Genomic DNA, 20,188 nt, shown 5'->3' on the forward strand with positions numbered 1-20,188 from the left:
CCGGAAGGGTGGCTCAGTGGTAGAGCGCTACCGGCTGTACTGCCAGAAACTGCTCGGTAGTTACCCGCACAGGGCTCCGCGTGGTTCGAATCCCGCCCCTTCCACTCCCGTGGTACGCGCGAGGAGCGTCGCTATCCGGACACCGAGCGGTTTCTCCCGGCCGATACGCCGCGAAGGTAGTGACTACCGGGTTCGGAAAGGTAGGAAAGTGGGGGTGGGGGGTGGGGGGTGGGGGGTGGATAGGCACCGAGAACGGTGCCACACTTGGTCCGAATGCACCCGTATAAAAAAAGCTACTGTCCCAATTATCAGAGTTGAAAACTCCGTTCGGGGGATACGAACCGGTTCGACACGGCGGTAGGAAGTCCATACCCCGGCGACGGCTCGTAGCACGGGTCTGGTTTCGGCGCTCGCGAGTTGTTCGTGGCAGAAGATGCGTGGGACCGGATTCGAACCGGCGGACCCCTACGGGACAGCGCCCTCAACGCTGCGCCGTTGGCCTGGCTTGGCTACCCACGCTCGTCGTCGCTTACTGCACTCGTTCGTTCCCCGTGGGTCAATAAAAGCGCTTTCGTTTGCGCCCACCGCGGGGAGGACTGTCACCCGAGCGAACCGGACGTTTCAAATACGACGAAGCCGCTACCGCGTCCATGACCAAGTATTCGACCGGCAGTAGCAGTGGCGGTGCCGGTGGGAGTTGCGAGCTCTGCGGGGCGGAGGGGGACCTCCAGACCGCGAGCGTCGCCGGCGCGACGCTGGACGTCTGTGCGGACTGCGCCCGGGACCACGGCGAGTCCGCGGGCCGCGACGGGGGCGACGACGGGTCCCGAGACGAGAGCGACCGTCGTCGCCGCGCCGCGCAGAACGCGGCGAAGATGCACGACGCACAGCAGGGCGACGCCGCGAACTGGGAGGACGGGGCCGACTACGACGACGACCAACTCCCCTACCTCGTCGGGGGCTACGGGGAGCGCGTGACCGAGGCCCGTCAGGAGGCCGGCCTCCAGCCGGCCGAACTCGCCGAGGAACTGGGCGTCGACGAGGCCGACATCCTCGCCGTCGAGCAGGGCCGAGCGACACAAGCCGGTATCGGCGGCTCGCTGGTCGGGGCGCTGGAGAAGCGACTCGACGTGACACTGGCCGAGGACTGAGCCCGCCGCCCCGGTGGACTCTGTGCCGCCCCGGCCGACCCCGACCGTTTTGCACCCGCCGCCCGAAGTGTGGGTATGGAACTCACACCCGAACAGACCGCCGTGCGCGAGACGGTTCGGGAGTTCGCCGTCGAGGAGATACGGCCCGTCGCCGCCGCGGCCGACCGCGAGGAGTCGTTCCCCGAGGACGTGTGGGACGGCCTCGCCGAACTGGACGTGACGGGCCTGACGACGCCGGCCGACTATGGCGGGTTCGACGCCGACCGGGTGACCTACGCCGTGGTCAACGAGGAACTTGCCTACGGGACGCTGGCGGTCGCCACGGCGCTATCGGTCCACTGCCTCGTCACGTCGTGTCTCGCGGAGTTCGCCTCCGAGGCGGTGCGCGAGGAGTGGCTGCCGGCGATGGCCGACGGGCGGCCGGTCGGTGCGTTCGCGCTCTCGGAGCCACACGCCGGCTCGGACCCGCGGGCGATGGCGACCGTCGCGCGCCGCGAGGGCGACGGGTACGTCCTCGACGGGGAGAAGCAGTGGCTGACGAACGGGGAGCGCTCGGGCGTGGTCGTCGTCTTCGCCAAGACCGACCCCGAGGACCCCGACTCGATAACGCAGTTTCTCGTCCCGAAAGACGCCGACGGCCTCTCGGTCGGGGAGCGGGAGGACAAACTCGGCCTGCGGGCCAGCGACACCACGTCGCTGACGCTCGACGGCGTGCGAATCCCGGAGCGGTACCGCCTCACCGAGTCGGGGCGGGGTCTCGCCGCGGCGCTATCGATACTGACCGCGGGACGGGTCGGCATCGCCGCGCAGGCCACCGGGGTCGCACAGGCCGCGCTGGACGCCGCCCGCGACTACGCGACCGACCGCGAGCAGTTCGACCGGCCGATAGCCGAGTTTCAGGCCGTTCGGCACAAACTGGCCGACATGGCGACGACGGTCCGGGCCGGGCGGCTCCTCGCGCTCGACGCCGCCCGCCGGCTCGAACGGGGCGAGGACGCCCGGCAGGCCGCGAGCATGGCGAAGTGCTTCGCCAGCGAGGGGGCCGTCGAGGTGACCAACGAGGCGGTCCAGATTCACGGCGGCTACGGCTACACCACCGACTTCCCCGTCGAACGGCTCTACCGCGACGCGAAGGTGACGACCATCTACGAGGGGACCTCCGAGATACAGCGCGACATCGTCGGCCGTGAACTGCTCGACGGTGATTGAGCGGTCGAAGCCCATTTCTCGGCCGGTCACCTACCGCGGGGCATGGAACACGACGCGGTCGTCTACGACCTCGACGGGACGCTCGTCAGGCTCGCCGTCGACTGGGACGCGGTCCGCGCGGACGCGGCGGCGGCGCTGCGCGAGCGCGGCGTCGACCCCGGTGACGACGGCCTCTGGGCGCTGTTGCAGCGGGCCGACGCGGCCGGACACCGGGAGCCGGTCGAGCGGGCGATAACCGACCACGAGCGCGTCGGTGCCCGCGAGTCGACGCGGCTGGGGCTGGCCGACGGCCTGCCACACGCCGTCCCGGTGGGCGTCTGCTCGCTCAACGCCGAGGCGGCCTGTCGGCTGGCGCTCGAGACACACGACCTCGCCAACCACGTCGGCCCGGTCGTGGGCCGGGACTCGACCGGCTCCGCGAAACCGGACCCGGAGGGGCTGCTCGCGGTCGTGTCGGCTCTCGACGCGGCCCCCGAGGCGACGGTGTTCGTCGGCGACTCCGAGCGCGACGCTGTGACGGCCCGGCGGGCCGGCACCGACTTCGCGTGGGCGACGGAGTTCAGTCAGCGCCGGTACCGAGCGTAGAGCGAGACGGCGACGGCAGTGAGAAACCAGACGACTGCGCCGACTCTGACCGCGAACGTCGCCCGCGCGGTCCACGTCGGGAGCGGCGTTCCGGCCGAGAGGACGGTGACCAGCGGCGCGCCGACGAGGATGGTCACGACGAAGGTGACCTGCATCACCCACCCGTAGTCGACGCCGTCGGGGTCCGTCTGTTCGACTGCTGGCACGCCAGACGCTTGCGCGGGCCGGGGCAAGCCGTTTCCGGTTCGGCCCAACCCGAACACGTATTACGCCGGCGGCCCCCCGACCGGACGTGACTACCGTCCGTGACCTCCAGTCGATGGCGGGCGAGCGACCGATAACGATGCTGACGGCCTACGACGCGGTGACGGCCGGTATCGTCGACGACGCCGGCGTGGACGCGATTCTCGTCGGCGACAGTATGGGCAACGCGGTGCTTGGCTACGAGGACACGCTGCCGGTCACCGTCGACGAGGTCGCCTCTCGGGTCGGTGCCGTCGCCCGCGGGGCCGAGGACGCGCTCGTCGTCGCCGACATGCCGTTCCTCTCGTTCGGTGCCGACGAGGCCGAGAGTGTCGCCAACTGCGGCCGGATGCTCAAAGAGGAGGGCGCGAGCGCCGTGAAACTGGAGTCCGGCCCCCACACCGTCGCGCTGACCGAGCGGCTCGCCGACCTCGGCATCCCGGTGATGGCCCACCTCGGCTTGACCCCCCAGAGCGTCAACCAGACCGGCTACACCCAGCAGGCCACCGACCGCGACGAGGCCGAGCGGATACTCGACCTCGCGCGCGACCACGAGGCCGCCGGCGCGTTCGCGCTGGTGCTCGAACACGTCCCGGCGAACCTCGCGGCGCAGGTCACCGACGCCATCGATATCCCGACCATCGGCATCGGCGCGGGCGGCGGGTGCGACGGGCAGGTGCTCGTGTTCACCGACGTGGTGGGACTGTCCGAGCGCAGTCCGCCCTTCGCCGAGCGGTTCGGCGACGTGCGCGGCGAGGTCGAGTCCGCCGTCGACGACTACGTCGACGCCGTCGAGTCCGGCGTGTTCCCCGGAGAGGACCACGCCAGCACGAGCGCGGAACTGGACGACCTCTACTGACTCACCCGAAGCTTTTTCCACTCGTCAACCGACGTTTCGGGTGTGGTTTACGAGACGGGTAACCGAACGGTCGACGACGCCGTCAGGCGCGTCCTCGACGGCGAGCGACTCGACCGCCGGGACGGACTGGCGCTCATCGCACAGCCGGTCGACGAGCTAGCGGCCGGAGCCGACTACGTCCGGACGCAGTTGGGCGACGGGACGGTCGACGCCTGTTCCATCGTGAACGCGAAAGCCGGGAACTGCGCCGAGGACTGTGGCTTCTGCGCCCAGTCGGTCCACTTCGATACGGGCATCGACGACTACGGGTTCCTCGGCCCGGAGAAGGTACTGGAGGCGGCGAAACGCGCCGAGCGCGACGGTGCCCAGCGGTTCGGTATCGTCGTCGCCGAGAAGGGCGTCTCCAAGGAGCGCCGCCCCGAGGAGTGGCAGGAGGTACTGGAGGCCATCCGGCTGGTCCGCGACGAGACGGCCGTGGAGGTCGACGCCTCGCTGGGCATCCTCACCGAGGAGGAGGCCGCGATTCTCGCCGAGGAGGGGTTGAACCACTACAACCACAACATCGAGACCTCGCCGCGGTACTTCCCGGAGGTCGTCGGCTCCCACGCCTTCGAGGACCGGATTCATACCCTCGAAGTCGCCAAGGAGGCCGGCATGGACCTCTGTGCCGGCGTCATCTTCGGGATGGGCGAGACGCCGACCGACCGCATCGACGCCGCGATGGCGTTGCAGGACCTCGGCGTCTCCTCGCTCCCGGTCAACATTCTGAACCCCGTCGCGGGGACGCCGATGGCCGAACAGGGACTGCCCGACATCACGACCGAGGCGGTGGTCAAGACCGTCGCCGTCTACCGTCTGCTCCACCCGACGGCCCGCGTGCGCCTGACCGGCGGCCGCGAGGTCAACCTCGACACGGACGGACAGGTGGCCGCCCTCGAAGCCGGCGCTGACGGCATCCTCACCGGCGACTACCTCACGACCGAGGGCCAGTCGGCGGCCGACGACCTCGACATCGTCGCCGAGGCCGGACTGGAACCGAACACGGACACGAACGAGTTCGACCCGAGCGAGGTGCGGGACCGGCGCGACGAGGACGGCGACCCCGAGACCGCGGCGGGGACGGCACGGAGTGCGTCGGAACTCCAGTCGGACTGAACGGACACGGCGGCGACCGGCGACAGCCGGACGGTGGCCCCGTTTCGGGCCGACAGAGCGGCCGGCGCGGTTCCGAATTCCCCGACGGTCCGCCCCCGTCTCACGTCTGGCTCTGGTAGAACAGGACCGTGATGGCGACCCCGACGAACAGGTGCGGGAGGAAGACGAACGGGCCGGTCGACGGCGGCCCGATGTACCCGAACGCGAGGTGGACGAGCGGGTTCGATGTCACCGCGTAGAACAGGAGCGCGACGCTGAGGAGGATGAGGCTCCGCGTGTACTTGTTGGGGAGGTCGCGATAGACCGAGAGGTACGTCGCCAGCAGCGCCAACAGGAGGACGAGGTTGAACGTCGTGCTGAACAGTTGCACCCGGGCTATCCACACCAGCAGCTCCGGCGGTGGCCCCTTCGGCGCTGGGGGGAAGAGTTCGAGACCGAGCGTAGCTAACAGACCGGCGAACGCCGCGACACCGGTCACGACGACTGTCTTGACGATAGGGGAACGTTTACTCACCATTGGTATCGAGGTCCGCCTGTTCGGCGATTTCGTCGAGGACGTCGAGGTTGTTCGACATCCGGTCGGTCAGAAAGTACATCTTGCCGTAGCCGTCGCCGTGTGTGGTGACGACGTCGTTTTCTTCGAGCACTTCGAGATGGTGTTGCACGGTCTTGTAGTTCAGGTCGAGCGACTCGGACAACTGGTTCGTGTTCTGGGGTCGCTCCTGAATCGTCTGGACGATTCGGAGGCGGTTTTCGCCGCCCCGCGAACCGCCGATGAGCCACCACAACACCTGCCGCATTGGCTCAGTTGCCGCCTGAAGTACGGAAATAGGTTCTGATTTCTCGGGCGTGGCGGAACTGGGAGGGGCGCGTCAGCGGTCGGGACCAGTAGGGTCATGCGAGGCCGCTACGGGGTGGGCGCGTCCGCGCGGTACAGGTACGCTGCCGCGAGGGCGAACACCAGTTCGCCGCCCTTCGACGCCATCGCCATCTGTCCCCAGCGGCCGCCCAGCAGGAAGAAGGCGACGACCTGTGCGAGCGCGAACACGATGGCGACGAGATACAGCTCGCGACGCCAGTACTTCGTCAGGTAGACGCCGATACCCACGACGAACCCGACTCCGGCGAGGACGAACAGGACGCCCTGCATCGTGTCGAACCGGAAAACCATCGGGGCCATCGAGAGGTGGACGTACGCCGACACCAACGCCGCGGCTATCGCGACGAAGGGGACGACACCCGACGGGAGCCCGGTGAACAGCGGCTTCGATTCGGTTTTTGAACCGTCAGTTGACATGATTTCCCACACCCGAAACGTCCCCGGCGGTGGCCAAAAGGGTTCGCCGAAGTTAGACACAATTTCGACCGAAATGGGACAAAGAAGGTCCGTATCGACATATCTCTCCGGAACTGGTTCGGGTCGTTGTGGAACGAATTTGTGCCTCTCTTGTGCCGAATGACTGCGTAATCTCGGAAATATGATTTAATAGTCCGGTACCAGCCTTCGAGCGTGAACCGGAGTGCCGAACCGTTCTGTATCGTATCGCTCGCCCGCGGCGCAACCCCCCGGGCCGCAAGACCGACCAGCAGACGCGCCGGCGCGGAGGGACCGTCGGTATGAGCCGGCGACGCGTCCTTCGGTCGCTCGCGTTGGCGACGCTGGTCCTCGGGAGCGCCGTCGCCGCCGTCGGAACCGGTGTCGCGGCCCAGACCGACGTGCAGATATCGTCGGTGACGCTGACCCCGAGCGACCCCGCGCCCGGCGAGACCGTCACCGTGGAGACGACCGTCTCGAACCTCGAAACGAGCGACGGTGCTGTCGACGTGACTGACGTCTACCTCCGGAAGTCGGGGTCGACGACCGAGTACGCGCGAGTCGGCGGCGTCGGGTCGGTGTCCTCGGGCGGCTCCATCACGGTGCCGATGACGGCCACGTTCGACAATCCGGGCTCGAAGCGGCTGACGGTCCACGTGGTCGTCGAGGACAACGACGGCGACACCCGCGACTACGAGTACCCGCTGTACGTCGACGTGGAAGCGCCCGACGAGACGCTGCTCTCGTTCGGCACCGACGACCCCGTCGCCGGCAGCGAGAGCCCGGTCAACGTCTCCGTCGTCAACAGCGACGACGACCGCATCACCGGCGTCCAGTTGGACCTCTCCGGGGACGGGACCGTCGAGGAGTCCACGCGGGTCAGCGCGGCCGTCGACGCCGGTGCCGAGCGGACCTTCCAGTACGACGTGGCGTTCGACACGGCCGGGACGAAGACGCTCACCGGGAACCTGACGTACACGACCGCCGACGGCGTGACGCGGACGACGGCCGAGAGCATCTCCGTCGCCGTCGACGAACCGACCGTCGACGCGAACCTCTCGGCGGCCGACGCGGACGGCGGGACGGCAGTGACGCTGACGAACTTCGGGAACACCGACCTCACGGACGTTGAACTCACCGCCGAGTCCGAGGGCGCGGTGGTCGAGCGCACGCTCATGGCCGACGTGGCCCCCGACTCGAACCGCACGGTCCGATTCGACTTCGGCGACTCGGTCGATGGCACCGTCACGTACACGGCGACCTACGAGGCCGCGGGCGAGTCCTACGCCGCGACGGCCAGCGAGGACACGCGCGACGAGGTGCTGGGCGAGATACGCCTCACCGGCGTCGAGGTGACCCGGACCGGGACGGACGTGACCGTCGAGGGCGACGCCGCCAACGTCGGGAGCACCGACACCGAGTCCGTGGTCGTGACCGTCGCCGACGGGACGAGCGCCAGCCCCGCCGCACCGTCGGGCGAGTACTTCGTCGGTGCCGTCGAGGCCAGCGAGTTCGCCACCTTCGAACTCACGGCGACGGTTGGGTCCGGCGCGGCGTCGGTCCCCGTCGAGGTGTCCTACATCGTCGACGGCGAGCGGGTGACGACGACCCAGCAGGTGTCGCTCGCATCGGCGAGTTCGGCGTCCGAACAGGCCAGCGGCGGCGAGTCCGGCGGCACGGGCGCGAACGGCGGGCCGCCCGGGGGCGCTCCCGGTAGTTCCGGTGGCGGCCTCTCCCTGCCGATGCTCGCCGTCGTCGGCCTCGTGGTGGTCGCCGCGGCCGGCTTCGGCGTCTACCGCTGGCGAGACCAATGAGCGTCATCGAACTCGACGAGGTGGTGAAGCGCTACCGGAACGGCGAAGAGGTCATCGAGGCGCTGAAAGGCGTCGGCTTCCGGGCCGACAGCGGCGAGATGGTCACCATCGTCGGGCCGTCCGGTTCGGGCAAGAGCACGCTGTTGAACATGATCGGACTGCTCGACACGCCGACCGCGGGCACGGTCCGGCTCGGCGGCCGGGAGGTGACGGACTTTTCCGAGGACGAACTCACCGAGGAGCGCCGGTCGGCCATCGGCTTCGTCTTTCAGGAGTTCCACCTGCTCCCGATGCTCACGGCGACCGAGAACGTCGAACTCCCCTCGATGTGGGACACGTCCGTCGACCGCCGCGACCGGGCCGTCGACCTGCTCCGGCGGGTCGGGCTTGGCGACCGGCTCGGCCACACGCCCGACCAGCTATCGGGCGGCCAGCGCCAGCGGGTCGCGCTCGCGCGGGCGCTGGTCAACGAGCCCGACATCCTGTTGGCCGACGAGCCGACGGGGAACCTGGACCAAGACACCGGCGAGACGATTCTCGAAGAGCTGACGCGGCTCAAGGAGGACGAGGAGGTCGCCATCGTCTCGGTGACCCACGACGAGCAGATGCTCGACTACACCGACCGCGTCGTCGAACTGGTCGACGGGGTGATACAGTGAGCGTCGCCGACCTGCTGTGGCGGGTCCCGAGCGTCCAGATGGCGTGGCGCAACCTCGGCCGGAACCGGCTCCGGACGGGGCTGGCGATGCTGGGCATCGTCATCGGCGTCGTCGCCATCGCCTCGCTGGGGATGGCCGGCGTGGCGCTACAGGAGCAGGCCTCGTCGAACCTCGGCGGGCTGACCGACGAGGTGACCGTCTCGGCCGGGCAGGACAGCACCACCGACGGCGTGACCGAGGACCAAGTCGCCGAGATTCGGGACGTGGCCGTCGACGCCGACGTGGTCCCCCAGAAGTCCAACCAGACGACCATCGAGTCGCGGAACGGGAACGAGGCCCGGGTCAGCGTGACGGGGGTGACGCGGGCCGACGCCCTCTACAACGTCTCGGCCGGCGAGAGCCCCCGGCGGCTCCAGTCCGGCGCGCTGATAAGCAACGGGACCGCGCGGACGCTCGGCCTCGAACTCGGCGACCCGGTCGAGTACGACGGACAGCTGTACCGGGTCCGCGGCCTGCTCGAATCCGACGGCGGCTTCGGCCCCGGCGGCGGGAACGAACTCGTCCTCCCGGTGGCGGCGCTGTCGGACCAGCAGTACTACGACTCGGTCACCGTCATCGCCGAGGACGGGGACGCGGCCACCGAACTCTCGGACACGCTCGACGCCCGGTTCAACAGCGAGGACGAGACGGTGCTGAGCATCCAGAGCTTCGGCGGGGCGCAGGACCAGATTAACTCGTTCCTGAACACGCTCAACCTCGCCCTGCTGGGCATCGGCTCCATCTCGCTGGTGGTCGCCAGCGTCGCCATCCTCAATGTGATGCTCATGAGTACCATCGAGCGGCGGGGCGAAATCGGCGTTCTCAGGGCCGTCGGCATCCGCCGAGGGGAGGTCCTGCGGACCATCCTCGCGGAGGCCGCCTTCCTCGGCGTCGTCGGCGGCGTCGTCGGCGCGACGGCGTCGCTGGCCGTGGGGCTCGTCGTGTTCCAGATGCTGACCGGCGACGCCCTCGGCGTCCTCGGCTGGGCGAGCTCGCAGTATCTCCTGTACGGGTTCGCGTTCGCCGTGTTCGCCAGCACGCTGAGCGGGCTCTACCCGGCGTGGAAGGCCGCGAACGACCCGCCGGTCGAGGCGCTGCGGGGGTGACCTCGCAGCGGCCGTCGCGGACCGAGCCGCCGCTGTGACGCTTACGTGTCGGAGAACCGGTCTGTGACGCCGCCAAAGGGGGTGTCGAAACCGGGGTGGTGCCCCGGGGCGTGTGACACTACGGAGCCTCTCGGCTCCATCGGTCGCTAGCGGCGGCACCCGTATAAATATCTGGTGCGTTTCGACTGGAGATTTCGACGTAGCCACGCTGACGGCGTCGGACTAGACAGTTGGTAACGCAACCGAAACCGGCCTCCTGTGAGCCGTTGTCGGTCGGGGCGAGGCGGTGTCGGCGCGGGGTGTTGACAGTCGGGGCGGTGTCGGTCGGCATGGTGTCGGTGGGCGCGAGGCGCTACCGGTCGGGGCGGTGACCCGGGTGCGACGGCCGTCTCAGTCGTCGAGGCCCAGCAGCGACGACACGTCGGTCCCGTCGGCGAGGAGTTCCCGCATGCGCTCGACGGTCTCCGCGTCACGGGTGCGACCGGAGCGGAGGACATCCTCCAGTCGGTCGATGGTCGTCCGGGTGTCGGACTGGACCGACAGGACCGGGACGGCCTCCTTCTCGGCGCGGCCCAGCACCGCGCTGGCCGGCCGTAAGCCGCCGGTCAGCAGGAGCGCCTTGATGCCCGAGGCCTCCAGCGCGGCGGTCTGAATCTCCGAGCGGTCCCCACCGGTAACCATCACGGCGTCGCGGGTGCGCCGGAACCGGTCCAAGGCGCTGTTGCCGCCCATCGCGCCGACGGTGAACCGCTCGACGTGGGTGTCGGTGGCCGCCTCGGCCGTGAGCACGTCCGCGCCGAGGCTGTCCGCGAGGTCCGCGACGGTGATGCCGGCGAGTTCCTGCACGCGGGGAAGCGCGCCGAAGACCGGGACGCCGCGCCCTTCGAGGAACGGGATGACGTCGTCGGTCAGTTCGTCCATCGCGGCGTCGGCGACGCCGTTGAACAGAACACCGCCGAGTCGGTCGCCGATGGCTGCGGCCGCGTCGAGTACCTCGTCGGTGTCGTCGGCGGTGACGAAGCCACAGACGACCACCACCGTGGCGTCCAGCGCCTCGGCGATGTCCACGTCGGTGAGGTCGACGATGCCGCCGGTGGTGAGTTCGTCGCTGCCCTCGACGACCATCAGGTCACGGCCCTCCGAGAGGGCCCCGTAGCTGTCGATGACGCGCTGGCGGAGTTCGGCCGGGTCTTCGCGGCCCCGCAGGGCCTCCGTGACGAACGTCGGCGAGTAGACGATGGGCTCCATCTCGTGCATCTCGTCGTCGAGTCCCAGTAGCGTCCGGGCCAGCATCGGGTCCTCGTCGCGGGTCTTGCCGACGGCGCTCTGGAGGCGGGTCCCCTTGGGCTTCATGTACCCCACGTCGTGGCCCGCCTCCTGTGCGGTCTGTGCCAGCGCGAGCGCGATAGCTGTCTTGCCGATGCCTTCCTGCGTCGAAGTGACGAGTACGGTGTTGTCGGTCATAGTTTCTCCTGGTCGAGCGTGAGCCGCAGGTCGACCGCCTGCACCCCGTCGGGGGTCGCAACGAGCGGATTGATGTCCAGTTCGACGATGGCCGGGAAGTCGGTGACCAGCTGTGAGAGGCGCTGTATCGTCTCGACGAGGGCGTCCTCGTCGACCGGGGCGCGGCCGCGCGCGCCGCGCAACAGCGGGGCGGAGTCGATGTCGTCGAGCATCCCGCGGGCCTCCGGTTCGCTGACGGGCGCGACCTTCACGGTGTTGTCTTCGAGCACCTCGACGAAGATGCCGCCGAGGCCGAACAACAGCAGCGGCCCGAACTGCGGGTCGCGGTTCATCCCGAGGATGGTCTCGGTTCCCGCGTCGAGGTCCACCGTCTCCTGCACTTGGACGCCCAACACGGTGGCGTCCTGCTGGTAGTTGCGCGCGCGGACCACGAGGTCCTCGAAGGTGTCCTCGACCGCCTCCGGCGGGACGCCGACCTCCACCCCACCGATGTCGGACTTGTGGAGGATGTCCGGGCTGACGATTTTCATCACCACCTCGTCGCCGATGTCCTCGGCCACCCGGCGGGCCTCGGTGGGCGACGAGACCACCGCGCCCCGCGGCGTCGGGATGCCGTAGGCGTCCAGCAGTTCCATCGCCTCGACGCCGAGGCGGTTGGTGTCCCGCCGGGCCGCGGACTGGAGTACCTCGCGGGCGCGCTCGCGGTCCACGTCGAAGGTCGTCGGCTCCGCGTACGCTCTGGACTGGATGCGCTGGTACTCCGCGAGCGCGTCGAGGCTCTCGACGGCGCGGGCGGGGTCGAAGTAGTTCGGGACCCCGCCCTCGCTGAGCACGTCCCGGCCCGCGCCGACGGACTTCCCGCCCATCAGGGTCGCGGCCACGGGTACATCGTGGGCCGCCTGTTGCTCGACGACGACCTCGGCCAGTCTCTCGAAGGAGAGGACGGCGGTCGGACAGGCCACGACGACGGCCATCGAGACGTCGTCGTCGGCCAGCACCGTCTCCAGCGCCACCTCGAACCGCTCGGCGGGCGCGTCGCCGATGATGTCGACCGGGTTGTAGATGTTGGCCTCGTCGGGCACGACCTCGCCCAACCGTGAGAGGGTATCGTCGCCGAACTCGGCCAGTTCGAGGTCCGAGTCGCCGACGGCGTCGGTGGTCATCACGCCGGGGCCACCGGCGTTGGTGACGATGGCGACCCCGTCGCCGTCGGGCAGCGGCTGGCCCGAGAGTATCTGTGCGAAGTCGAACAGCTCTTGGACGGACTCGACCCGCAGCGTTCCGGCTTGCTCCAGTCCGGCCTCGTAGGCCCGCTCGGACCCAGCCATCGCCCCCGTGTGGGAGGCCGCCGCCGACGCGCCGGCGTCGGTCCGACCGGACTTGACGAGGACGACCGGGGTGTCCTGTGTCACCTCGCGGGCCGTGCGGACGAACGACTCGCCGTCCGCGATGTCTTCGAGGTAGCCGAGGATGACCTCGGTGTCGGGGTCGTCGCCCCACTCGGCGATGAAGTCGCCCTCGTCGAGGACACTCTTGTTGCCGACGGAGACGATGTCCTTGAACCCCACGTCTCGCTCGGCCGCCCAGTCCAGAACCGCGGTGACGAACGCGCCCGACTGGCTCATGAAGGAGATGTCGCCGGACTCGGCCATCTCGTTGCCGAACGTGGCGTTCAGGCCGACGGCCGTCGACATGACCCCGAGGCTGTTGGGGCCGACGAGGTTGAGGTCGTGAGCCTCGGCCACGTCCCGCAGTTCGGACTCGCGGGCGGCCCCCTCGCTCCCGGTCTCGCCGAATCCCGCAGTGATGACGACGACGTTGTCGATGCCGGCGACCGCCGCCGACTCGATGGCGTCGACCGCTACGTCCGGCGGCACGACGACGACGGCCACGTCGACCGTCTCGGGGGAGGGAACGTCGCCTATCTCGTCGTGACACCGGAGACCCAGTACTTCTTCCTTGTACGGGTTGACCGCCAACACCTCGCCGTCGAACGTCGCCAGTAGGTTCGACGTGATGGCGCGGCCGACCGACCCCTCCGAGTCGGTGGCCCCGACGACGGCGACCCGTTCCGGCGCGAACAGCGTCGATAGTCGTCCCATGCCTCTAGTCGACGGTTGCGAACCCACGCACGAAATACCTGCCGGGCACTCCCAGTCTCCGGGATTTTAGACGGTAAATCGCCATGGATTCGGGAGCCAAATCCACACTCGGGGAGTTTTTGTCGTCGGTGGGCGTACCGCTCGCCCATGTCCGACAGCGACCTGCTCGCAGCGTTCGACGACCGCGTCGTAGAGAGCGTCGCCGAGACCAGCAGCGTCGACCGGGACCTGCTGGCCGACGCCGTGGCGACCCACCAGCGACAGATGCGCGCCAACCCCGGCGCCGAGGACCTCGTCTACGAGTGGCGCAAGCGCTTCGACGCGCCGGTCGTCCACCGGACGCCGGCGGTCTACTACGTCGCCGTCCCCGCGACCGTCTGGGAGGAGTTCCGGGCGGCGCTGGACGAACCGGACTACCTCTCGGCGGCCGTCGTGGCAGTCCACCAAGAGCAGACTATCCGGACCGAGGGCGTCGACGCGACCGACATCGGGGCCGACGACGCCGCCGTCGTCGTCGCTCGTCCCGAGTAACGGCGGCGTCCCGCTTACCGCACGAGTAGACCCGCGTTCGGTCGTTCGCGCCGCTCCTTTGCGAACTTATGACGCACATCACGTGAACTAATTTTGGTGGTACGAAAAATCTCTTTTCCTAGGTGCCAACCTTTAAGTGAGTGCCGCGAGTACAACGAAGTGAACATGGCCACCCAAGAAGAGCGCGTCCTGATGGAGTCCGGCGAAGTCGAAGAGAACAGCCTGCGTCTCGACAAGGAGAAGTCCGAGCAGATAATCGACGCCCTGAACCAAGACCTCGCGGACACGTACACGCTGTACCACCAGCTCAAGAAGCACCACTGGAACGTCTCCGGGGCCGAGTTCCGCGACCTCCACCTGTTCCTCGGCGACGCCGCCGGGGAGGCCGAGGAGGCCGCCGACGAACTCGCCGAGCGCGCGCAGGCCCTGGGCGGGGTCCCCGTCGCCGGCGGCAAGGCACAGGAGGAACACGCCACCGTCGAACCGGAGGGCAACGACGTCTACGACATCCGGACCTCGCTGTCCAACGACCTCGAGATGTACGGCGACGTCATCGAGTCGCTGCGCGACCACATCGAACTCGCCGAGAACCTCGGCGACCACACGACGGCCCAGATACTCCGTGAGATAATCGTCGACGTCGAAGACGCCGCCCACCACATCGAGCACTACCTCGAGGACGACACCCTCGTCTTCGAAGGCGCGATGGACTGAGGGCGGACACCGACGGCCGTTTTACGAAGCTCCCGTTTTCGGCGTGCCGACGCATCGAGCGTAGCCTACAGCGGGAGACAAAACGGCGTAGCGAACACACGAGGCTGTAACGCGGAGTAAAAGGAGAGACGAAGCGCCGGCGTTATCGGGGACAGTCGACCGTGAGGTCGGTCGCTATCCAGCCGTCGCGGTTCCCGTCCTCGGTGAAGACCGTCCGTTCTGTGCCGCTGCTGTGGGCCGTTACCCGCGGCGACTCGGAGTTCTCGTCGCGACCGGCGACGTCGTCCGTTTGGCTTGGCATTAGAAGTGATTAGGCAACCCTAAAGATAAAAGGATTTTGGTTGCCCTAGTCGAACGGAGAGACTTTTGTGTCGCTCGCGCCTACCGCCGCGCATGAGCGCGAGTTCGAGCGACGACCTTCCAGCCCTCCTGTCGGACCTCGTCACGACGCTGCAGGACCTCCAGACGGAGGTGGAGCCGACGACCGAGAGCGGCCTCCCGCGGCCGCCCACGCCCGACGAGTTGCTTCGGTTCACCACGGACGTGACCATTCCCGCCGCCATCCTCGTGTTGAAGACGAACATCGAGGCGCTGAAGCTCCTCAGGCGCGCGCTGCGGCTGGCCGACGGCCGGGAGCCGTCGACGGGGTCCACCGGCGAGGTGCGGGCGCGAGCGACGGAACTGAGCCGGACAACGCTGTCCCGACTCGACGACGCGCTGTCGGAGGTCCAGTCGGCCGTCGAGGGGCGGCCGCCCGACGACGACGCCCGCGAACTCCTCGCGGAGGCCCGGCGGCTCCGGACCGAACTGGACGACCGGCTCGCCGACGAGCCGCCCGTCGAGAACGGTAGCGGCGGGGAGAGCGAGGAGTCCGTCTCTGTCGACGTTGACGCCGAGCTACAGTCCCTGAAAGACGACGTGGACGACGCCGCCGGCGCGGCCGACGACGCCGACGGGGGCGACACCGACGAGGGTGACGCGTAGCGGCCTTCGGCCGGGCAAAAATATAACACAACAAACATAATGTTTTATTATTGCATAGGTCGTCGTAGCTGACGCCATGTCGAAGCCAGCGTCTCCGGCGAACAGGCGAGCCGAACTGCTCGTCAGGTCCGACCTGCCGAGGCCGACCGAGATGCGTCGCGCGGCCGTCGAAGCCGACCTGCAGGACCTCGTCGCCGCGGGCGTACTCGACGAGTGGGAGACGACGCGGTGGGAGAAGCGCGTCCCGATGACAGGCGACGGCGACCGCCCCGAGCGGACGCTGTACAACGAGTTCACCGACTGGGCGCGCGAGGCCGGCGCGTACCTCGCGCCCTTCTTCGACACGCGGCTGTGTTACAGCACGGAGACCGGCGAGAAGCGCCGGGAACTGGTCCTGCCCGCGCTGTGTCTCGCCGTCTACGAGGACGGCGACCTCGTCCGCGTCGCGCCCGCCGCCGCGGCCGGGCGAACGGAGTCGGTCGCGGACTGTCTGGCGGCCCTGCGACAGCGCCGCGACCCGTCGACGCGGCGTACGGTCGCCCCCACCTCGGCCGACTGACCGCGGCGGTCGTCGCCGGCTACTCACTCGGTCAGCGCCGCCCGTATCCGGTCGACGACGAGCGCCGGCTCGTCACCGCGAAGACACATCGGGTTCAGCGTCACCACTCCCTCCTCCAACCGGTCCGCGCCGACGTACACCCGCGGGTCGCCGGCCCGTAACTCGCGGACCAGCGCCGTGGCGTCGAGCGCGCTGGCGTCCGGGTCGACCGCGAGGACGACCGTCGGCGCGACGTTCGTCCCGTCGTCGGCAACCGTCGCGTCCAGTCCGGCGTCGGTCAGCGCGGTTGCCATCTCCTCGGCCGTCGCCGCCCACGCCTCGCGGTTCCGCGCGTGGTCCTCGTCGACGAAGGCGTCGAGCGCCGCGAGCAGGCCGGCCAGTTCCTCCTTCCCGACCTTCGTCGGCCGGCCGATGCCCTGCCGGGGCACGCCGTCGACGGCGTCGCGGTCGACGAGGCCCTCGGGCGGGTCCCACACCGACGGCGCGACGTGGGTGTCGAGTTGCTGGAGCGCGATGGAGGAGACGTACTCGCGGCGGCCGGCGACGATGCCGGTCGTCTGTGGTCCCCGAATCGCCTTCCCGCCGCTGAACACCACGAGGTCCGCGCCGGCGTCGACGAACCGCGAGAGGTTCCCGACCGGCGGGAGTTCGGCGGCGGCGTCGACCACGACCGGGACGCCGTTGTCGTGGGCCACCTCGGCGACCGTCGCCAGCGGCGGGCGCGTGAACTCCTTCTGGACGTAGAACACCGCCGCGGTCTCCGAGCCGATGGCCGCGTCGAGTTCCCACGGCTCGACCTCGCTGGCACCGGTGCCGAGGTGGACGTCGTTGGTCCCCACGTCGACGAGTGTCGCGCCGGCCGCCCGGAGCGCGTGGTCGTAGCCGGTCCGGTGGGTCCGCGGGACGACCACCTCGCTTGCCACCCCGTCGGTGTCGGGCAGTCGTGCCATCGTGTCGAGGTCGTGGCCCGCGATGGCGGCCGCCGTCGAGAGCGTGAGCCCGGCCGCGGCCCCGCTGGTGACGTAGCCCGCCTCGGCCCCGGTCACCTCGGCGATTCGCTCGGAGGCGCGGGCCTGTAGCTCGCCGAGTTCGACGAACTCGTCGGCGGCCCGCTCCATCGCCTCCAGCGCCGCCGGCCGGATGCGGCTCCCGCCGACTCGGGTCTTCGTCCCCGCGGCGTTGACGACCGGCGTCGCGCCGAGTTCGCGGTACAGTGAGTCGTCGTCGGTCACACCGACCCTCGGACCGACCGGAATAAATAGGTTCGCGGTCCGGTCAGACCGGGTCCCAGCGGTAGCCGTCCCAACTGGTGCTCTCGGGGTTGGCGCTTTTCAGTCCCACCTCGGGGTCGCGCAGTTCCTCGACGTACACCGGCTCGACGGTGTCGCCGGATTCGACGTCGTCGGTGGTGACCTGTCCGAGCGCGCGGACGAAGTCGTCGCTCGCGGCCTCGACGCCGGAGAGGTCGAACTCGACGATGGCGAGGGTATTGGGCTCCCGGACGCCCGGGGGCGTCGCCGTCGACTTCGTCCACGTCACGACCGCCGCGGTCCGGTCCGAGAGGTCGAGGGTCGTCTCCTGTGGCCGCCCACAGTCGGGACAGCGGGGGTGAGTCGGGTACGAGACGTGGCCGTCGGGACACGCGCCGGCTTCCAGCGTCATTCTGCGGCCTCCATGATGGTGGTGATGACACAGTTTCCGAACCCGCCGACGTTACACGCCAGTCCGACCTCGGCCTCTACCTGCCGGGGGCCGGCCTCGCCGACGAGTTGTTCGTATATCTCGACGCCCTGTGCGACCCCGCTGGCTCCGAGCGGGTGGCCCTTGGACTTCAGCCCGCCGGAGGTGTTGATTGGGAGGTCGCCGTCCTTGGCGGTGGTGCCGTCCATCGCCAGTTCCCACGCGGTGCCCTGCTCGGCGACGCCGATGCCCTCCAGTTGCAGGAACTCGAGGATGGTGAACATGTCGTGGAGTTCGGCGATGTCGAGGTCGTCGGGGCCGAGCCCGGCCATCTCGTAGGCCTGCTCGCTCGACTCGACGACGCCGCCCATCACCGTCGGGTCGTCGCGCTCGTGGACGACGTGGGTGTCGGTCGCCCCGCCGATACCGGAGACGACGGCGTACTCGTCGGTCAGTTCGGCGGCGCGCTCCTCGGTGGTGAACAGCATCGCGGCGCTGCCGTCCGTGATGGGACAGAAGTCGTACAGCCGGAGCGGGTCGGCGATTATCGGCGACTCCAAGGCCGTCTCCACGTCGATCTCCTTCTGGAACTGCGCGTTGGGGTTGTCGACGCCGTTCTCGTGGTTCTTGACCGCGACGCGGGCCAGCGACTCGCGAGGGGCGTCGAACCGTTCGAGGTAGTGCCGGGCCGTCATCCCGGCGAAGGACGGCAGAGTGACGCCGTGTTTGTACTCGTCGGGGTGTGTGATGGAGGCGATGATGTCCGTGGCCTCCCCGGTGGTCTTGTGGGTCATCTTCTCGCCGCCGACCAGCAGCGTCATCTCGCTGGCACCCGAGGCGACCGACTGCCACGCCTCGTAGATGCCCGCCCCGCCCGACGAGGAGGTCTGGTCGACCCGCTCGGTGTAGGCCGGCAGGAGGCCGAGGTCGTGGGCGAGCAGGTTCATGATGCCCCCTTGGCCCTCGAACTCCCCGCTCGCCATGTTCGATACGTACAGGTGGTCCACGGCGTCGGGTTCGACCCCCGCGTCGCCGAGACACTCCTCGCCCGCCTGTGAGAGGAGTTCCCGTATCCAAGCGTCGCGCTGGCCGAACTTCGTCATCGACGCGCCGATTACTGCGACTCCCATGCCCCGACCCACTCGGGGACGGAGTGTATTCGTTACGGTCGACCTGTCGGGTGACTGACCGTCTCACTCGCCCATGCGGGCGACGGCCAATCCGCTTCCGGCCGCGTCGCCGGCCGTCGTGACACAGAGCCGCCACCCGTCGTCCGTTCGGGAGAGGTCGTCGAGTCGCGGGGCGACGGTCGTCCGTCGAAGGAACTCGACGACGACGGGGAGGACGGGACAGGCGTCCTCGGACAGCGTGGGCCGGTAGCCCCCGAGCGTCACGCGTCGCGGCCGGCGGCCGGGTCCCTGCGGGGCGGCCGCAACCGACCACGAGGAGAGCAGTCCGGTGGCGGCGAGCGTCCGGAGCGTCCCTTCGAGCGGGTCCCGGCCCGCCCGACGGCGCGGCAGCGACCCGGCGGCCGAGCGCAGCAGGTCCGCCTGCTCGGCGGGGTCGAGGTGGCGGTCGATAGCCGACGCCATGCTCTCGACGAGTTCCAGACAGAGCGTCTCGCGGTTCTCGGTCTCCTCGGCGGCCGCGAGGTAGGTGTCCATCACGGCACGCTCGACGGACTGGTGGCGGCCCGCGAGCGTCTCGAACAGCGCCGCCGCGACGGTGTGGCAGTACTCGGGGAGCGAGGGCGGGCCGGACGGGCGCTCGGTCCCCCACGGCCCCTCGCAGACGATGAGGTCGTGGACCTCGACGCCGGGGTCGTAGCGCCGGAGCGCGGTCCGGTAGGCGGTGGCGACCGACGCCGCCTCGGCGGCGGTGTCCCGGTCGGGGAACTGGACGCCGGTGACCGGGTGTGGCGCGGACCCCGTACGCGAACTCACGACGCGGTAGGGGCCGACGGCGACGCTCAGTTCGTCGAGCCGCGACCGGATGTCCGCGAGAGTCCGTCCGACCATG

The 20,188-nt window shown here is 69.3% G+C and carries 23 protein-coding genes and 2 tRNA genes; 13 read left to right on the forward strand and 12 right to left on the reverse strand.

Annotation, left to right across the window (positions count from 1 at the left end; translation table 11 throughout):
* The first annotated feature begins 2 nt into the window (after positions 1-2).
* Positions 3-104 (forward strand) — tRNA-OTHER (locus ACV7JO_RS06540).
* 330 nt (positions 105-434) lie between these two features.
* Here ACV7JO_RS06540 and ACV7JO_RS06545 read toward each other — a convergent pair.
* Positions 435-519: transfer RNA gene (locus ACV7JO_RS06545), tRNA-Leu, on the reverse strand.
* Positions 520-650: 131 nt separating this feature from the next.
* Between ACV7JO_RS06545 and ACV7JO_RS06550 the strand changes: the two genes are divergently transcribed.
* The 3 genes from ACV7JO_RS06550 to ACV7JO_RS06560 all read left to right on the forward strand — a co-directional run bounded on the left by ACV7JO_RS06550 (position 651) and on the right by ACV7JO_RS06560 (position 2,945).
* On the forward strand, positions 651-1,151 hold the full coding sequence (locus tag ACV7JO_RS06550) for a helix-turn-helix domain-containing protein (protein WP_470355537.1): 501 nt from the start codon (positions 651-653) through the stop codon (positions 1,149-1,151).
* Positions 1,152-1,226: 75 nt separating this feature from the next.
* Positions 1,227-2,360 (forward strand): acyl-CoA dehydrogenase family protein, encoded by a 1,134-nt coding sequence (locus ACV7JO_RS06555; RefSeq protein WP_470355538.1) that lies wholly within the window; start codon positions 1,227-1,229, stop codon positions 2,358-2,360.
* Positions 2,361-2,402: 42 nt separating this feature from the next.
* Positions 2,403-2,945: an HAD family hydrolase gene (locus tag ACV7JO_RS06560; RefSeq protein ID WP_470355539.1), complete on the forward strand. Its 543-nt coding sequence runs from the start codon at positions 2,403-2,405 to the stop codon at positions 2,943-2,945.
* Here the strand turns inward: ACV7JO_RS06560 and ACV7JO_RS06565 are convergent.
* Entirely contained in the window at positions 2,924-3,151 is a 228-nt protein-coding gene (locus ACV7JO_RS06565) for a DUF5822 domain-containing protein (RefSeq protein WP_470355540.1), read from the reverse strand. The two genes, ACV7JO_RS06560 and ACV7JO_RS06565, sit on opposite strands and share 22 nt — an antisense overlap.
* 113 nt (positions 3,152-3,264) lie before the next feature.
* On the opposite strand from ACV7JO_RS06565, the gene panB reads away from it, so the two are divergent.
* Both panB and bioB read left to right on the forward strand, forming a co-directional pair.
* Positions 3,265-4,047 (forward strand): 3-methyl-2-oxobutanoate hydroxymethyltransferase, encoded by a 783-nt coding sequence (gene panB, locus ACV7JO_RS06570; protein ID WP_470355758.1) that lies wholly within the window; start codon positions 3,265-3,267, stop codon positions 4,045-4,047.
* A gap of 42 nt (positions 4,048-4,089) precedes the next feature.
* Positions 4,090-5,202, forward strand: coding sequence for a biotin synthase BioB (gene bioB, locus ACV7JO_RS06575; protein WP_470355541.1), 1,113 nt, complete (start codon positions 4,090-4,092; stop codon positions 5,200-5,202).
* 100 nt (positions 5,203-5,302) lie between these two features.
* On the opposite strand, the gene ACV7JO_RS06580 is transcribed toward bioB, so the two are convergent.
* The 3 genes from ACV7JO_RS06580 to ACV7JO_RS06590 form a co-directional block, all read right to left on the reverse strand.
* Positions 5,303-5,719 carry a DUF8036 family membrane protein gene (locus ACV7JO_RS06580; protein WP_470355542.1) on the reverse strand — a complete coding sequence of 139 codons (417 nt, stop codon included), beginning with the start codon at positions 5,717-5,719 and terminating at the stop codon, positions 5,303-5,305.
* Positions 5,709-6,002, reverse strand: coding sequence for an ArsR/SmtB family transcription factor (locus tag ACV7JO_RS06585; protein ID WP_470355543.1), 294 nt, complete (start codon positions 6,000-6,002; stop codon positions 5,709-5,711). The genes ACV7JO_RS06580 and ACV7JO_RS06585 overlap by 11 nt, the downstream gene beginning before the upstream one ends.
* A 107-nt stretch (positions 6,003-6,109) precedes the next feature.
* Positions 6,110-6,499: a DUF7475 family protein gene (locus ACV7JO_RS06590; RefSeq protein WP_470355544.1), complete on the reverse strand. Its 390-nt coding sequence runs from the start codon at positions 6,497-6,499 to the stop codon at positions 6,110-6,112.
* Between the two features lie 320 nt (positions 6,500-6,819).
* On the opposite strand from ACV7JO_RS06590, the gene ACV7JO_RS06595 reads away from it, so the two are divergent.
* The 3 genes from ACV7JO_RS06595 to ACV7JO_RS06605 are packed head-to-tail and all read left to right on the forward strand — an operon-like array spanning position 6,820 to position 10,135.
* Positions 6,820-8,331 carry a COG1361 family protein gene (locus tag ACV7JO_RS06595; protein WP_470355545.1) on the forward strand — a complete coding sequence of 504 codons (1,512 nt, stop codon included), beginning with the start codon at positions 6,820-6,822 and terminating at the stop codon, positions 8,329-8,331.
* Positions 8,328-8,990, forward strand: coding sequence for an ABC transporter ATP-binding protein (locus tag ACV7JO_RS06600; protein WP_470355546.1), 663 nt, complete (start codon positions 8,328-8,330; stop codon positions 8,988-8,990). Before ACV7JO_RS06595 ends, ACV7JO_RS06600 begins: the two co-directional genes overlap by 4 nt.
* Positions 8,987-10,135, forward strand: a complete 1,149-nt coding sequence (locus ACV7JO_RS06605; protein ID WP_470355547.1) for an ABC transporter permease — start codon at positions 8,987-8,989, stop codon at positions 10,133-10,135. The genes ACV7JO_RS06600 and ACV7JO_RS06605 overlap by 4 nt, the downstream gene beginning before the upstream one ends.
* Before the next feature lie 390 nt (positions 10,136-10,525).
* Here ACV7JO_RS06605 and ACV7JO_RS06610 read toward each other — a convergent pair whose 3' ends face one another.
* Complete coding sequence (locus ACV7JO_RS06610) at positions 10,526-11,599, reverse strand: phosphotransacetylase family protein (RefSeq protein WP_470355548.1); 1,074 nt, start codon at positions 11,597-11,599, stop codon at positions 10,526-10,528.
* Positions 11,596-13,701 (reverse strand): acetate--CoA ligase family protein, encoded by a 2,106-nt coding sequence (locus tag ACV7JO_RS06615; RefSeq protein ID WP_470355549.1) that lies wholly within the window; start codon positions 13,699-13,701, stop codon positions 11,596-11,598. Before ACV7JO_RS06615 ends, ACV7JO_RS06610 begins: the two co-directional genes overlap by 4 nt.
* A gap of 147 nt (positions 13,702-13,848) precedes the next feature.
* On the opposite strand from ACV7JO_RS06615, the gene ACV7JO_RS06620 reads away from it, so the two are divergent.
* Both ACV7JO_RS06620 and dpsA read left to right on the forward strand, forming a co-directional pair.
* On the forward strand, positions 13,849-14,232 hold the full coding sequence (locus ACV7JO_RS06620; protein ID WP_470355550.1) for a DUF8048 family protein: 384 nt from the start codon (positions 13,849-13,851) through the stop codon (positions 14,230-14,232).
* A gap of 165 nt (positions 14,233-14,397) precedes the next feature.
* Entirely contained in the window at positions 14,398-14,946 is a 549-nt protein-coding gene (gene dpsA / locus ACV7JO_RS06625) for a DNA starvation/stationary phase protection protein DpsA (RefSeq protein ID WP_470355551.1), read from the forward strand.
* 142 nt (positions 14,947-15,088) lie between these two features.
* Here the strand turns inward: dpsA and ACV7JO_RS06630 are convergent, their stop codons facing one another.
* Positions 15,089-15,247: a hypothetical protein gene (locus ACV7JO_RS06630; protein WP_470355552.1), complete on the reverse strand. Its 159-nt coding sequence runs from the start codon at positions 15,245-15,247 to the stop codon at positions 15,089-15,091.
* 92 nt (positions 15,248-15,339) lie between these two features.
* Here ACV7JO_RS06630 and ACV7JO_RS06635 point away from each other — a divergent pair, with 92 nt between their 5' ends.
* Positions 15,340-15,930, forward strand: a complete 591-nt coding sequence (locus ACV7JO_RS06635) for a DUF7547 family protein (protein WP_470355553.1) — start codon at positions 15,340-15,342, stop codon at positions 15,928-15,930.
* Positions 15,931-16,006: 76 nt separating this feature from the next.
* A complete protein-coding gene (locus ACV7JO_RS06640; protein WP_470355554.1) occupies positions 16,007-16,489 on the forward strand; it encodes an HTH domain-containing protein in 483 nt (160 codons plus the stop codon).
* A 23-nt stretch (positions 16,490-16,512) separates the two neighbouring features.
* On the opposite strand, the gene ACV7JO_RS06645 is transcribed toward ACV7JO_RS06640, so the two are convergent.
* From ACV7JO_RS06645 to ACV7JO_RS06660, 4 genes are all read right to left on the reverse strand, one after another.
* On the reverse strand, positions 16,513-17,721 hold the full coding sequence (locus ACV7JO_RS06645; RefSeq protein WP_470355555.1) for an aminotransferase class V-fold PLP-dependent enzyme: 1,209 nt from the start codon (positions 17,719-17,721) through the stop codon (positions 16,513-16,515).
* A 43-nt stretch (positions 17,722-17,764) separates the two neighbouring features.
* Positions 17,765-18,151, reverse strand: coding sequence for a Zn-ribbon domain-containing OB-fold protein (locus tag ACV7JO_RS06650; RefSeq protein ID WP_470355556.1), 387 nt, complete (start codon positions 18,149-18,151; stop codon positions 17,765-17,767).
* On the reverse strand, positions 18,148-19,299 hold the full coding sequence (locus ACV7JO_RS06655) for a thiolase family protein (RefSeq protein ID WP_470355557.1): 1,152 nt from the start codon (positions 19,297-19,299) through the stop codon (positions 18,148-18,150). Before ACV7JO_RS06655 ends, ACV7JO_RS06650 begins: the two co-directional genes overlap by 4 nt.
* Positions 19,300-19,362: 63 nt before the next feature.
* Positions 19,363-20,187 (reverse strand): DUF7551 domain-containing protein, encoded by an 825-nt coding sequence (locus ACV7JO_RS06660; RefSeq protein ID WP_470355558.1) that lies wholly within the window; start codon positions 20,185-20,187, stop codon positions 19,363-19,365.
* Position 20,188: the final 1 nt, after the last annotated feature.

The sequence above is a fragment of the Haloarcula sp. MBLA0138 genome, assembly GCF_055632455.1.

Excerpts from the sequence above, each read along its gene's own strand:
- ACV7JO_RS06550 (WP_470355537.1), top strand. The coding sequence starts at position 651 with ATGACCAAGTATTCGACCGGCAGTAGCAGTGGCGGTGCCGGTGGGAGT.
- ACV7JO_RS06555 (WP_470355538.1), top strand. The coding sequence starts at position 1,227 with ATGGAACTCACACCCGAACAGACCGCCGTGCGCGAGACGGTTCGGGAG.
- ACV7JO_RS06560 (WP_470355539.1), top strand. The coding sequence starts at position 2,403 with ATGGAACACGACGCGGTCGTCTACGACCTCGACGGGACGCTCGTCAGG.
- panB (WP_470355758.1), top strand. The coding sequence starts at position 3,265 with ATGGCGGGCGAGCGACCGATAACGATGCTGACGGCCTACGACGCGGTG.
- ACV7JO_RS06580 (WP_470355542.1), bottom strand. The coding sequence starts at position 5,719 with ATGGTGAGTAAACGTTCCCCTATCGTCAAGACAGTCGTCGTGACCGGT.
- ACV7JO_RS06585 (WP_470355543.1), bottom strand. The coding sequence starts at position 6,002 with ATGCGGCAGGTGTTGTGGTGGCTCATCGGCGGTTCGCGGGGCGGCGAA.
- ACV7JO_RS06590 (WP_470355544.1), bottom strand. The coding sequence starts at position 6,499 with ATGTCAACTGACGGTTCAAAAACCGAATCGAAGCCGCTGTTCACCGGG.
- ACV7JO_RS06595 (WP_470355545.1), top strand. The coding sequence starts at position 6,820 with ATGAGCCGGCGACGCGTCCTTCGGTCGCTCGCGTTGGCGACGCTGGTC.
- ACV7JO_RS06600 (WP_470355546.1), top strand. The coding sequence starts at position 8,328 with ATGAGCGTCATCGAACTCGACGAGGTGGTGAAGCGCTACCGGAACGGC.
- ACV7JO_RS06610 (WP_470355548.1), bottom strand. The coding sequence starts at position 11,599 with ATGACCGACAACACCGTACTCGTCACTTCGACGCAGGAAGGCATCGGC.
- ACV7JO_RS06615 (WP_470355549.1), bottom strand. The coding sequence starts at position 13,701 with ATGGGACGACTATCGACGCTGTTCGCGCCGGAACGGGTCGCCGTCGTC.
- ACV7JO_RS06620 (WP_470355550.1), top strand. The coding sequence starts at position 13,849 with ATGTCCGACAGCGACCTGCTCGCAGCGTTCGACGACCGCGTCGTAGAG.
- dpsA (WP_470355551.1), top strand. The coding sequence starts at position 14,398 with ATGGCCACCCAAGAAGAGCGCGTCCTGATGGAGTCCGGCGAAGTCGAA.
- ACV7JO_RS06630 (WP_470355552.1), bottom strand. The coding sequence starts at position 15,247 with ATGCCAAGCCAAACGGACGACGTCGCCGGTCGCGACGAGAACTCCGAG.
- ACV7JO_RS06635 (WP_470355553.1), top strand. The coding sequence starts at position 15,340 with ATGAGCGCGAGTTCGAGCGACGACCTTCCAGCCCTCCTGTCGGACCTC.
- ACV7JO_RS06640 (WP_470355554.1), top strand. The coding sequence starts at position 16,007 with ATGTCGAAGCCAGCGTCTCCGGCGAACAGGCGAGCCGAACTGCTCGTC.
- ACV7JO_RS06650 (WP_470355556.1), bottom strand. The coding sequence starts at position 18,151 with ATGACGCTGGAAGCCGGCGCGTGTCCCGACGGCCACGTCTCGTACCCG.
- ACV7JO_RS06655 (WP_470355557.1), bottom strand. The coding sequence starts at position 19,299 with ATGGGAGTCGCAGTAATCGGCGCGTCGATGACGAAGTTCGGCCAGCGC.
- ACV7JO_RS06660 (WP_470355558.1), bottom strand. The coding sequence starts at position 20,187 with ATGGTCGGACGGACTCTCGCGGACATCCGGTCGCGGCTCGACGAACTG.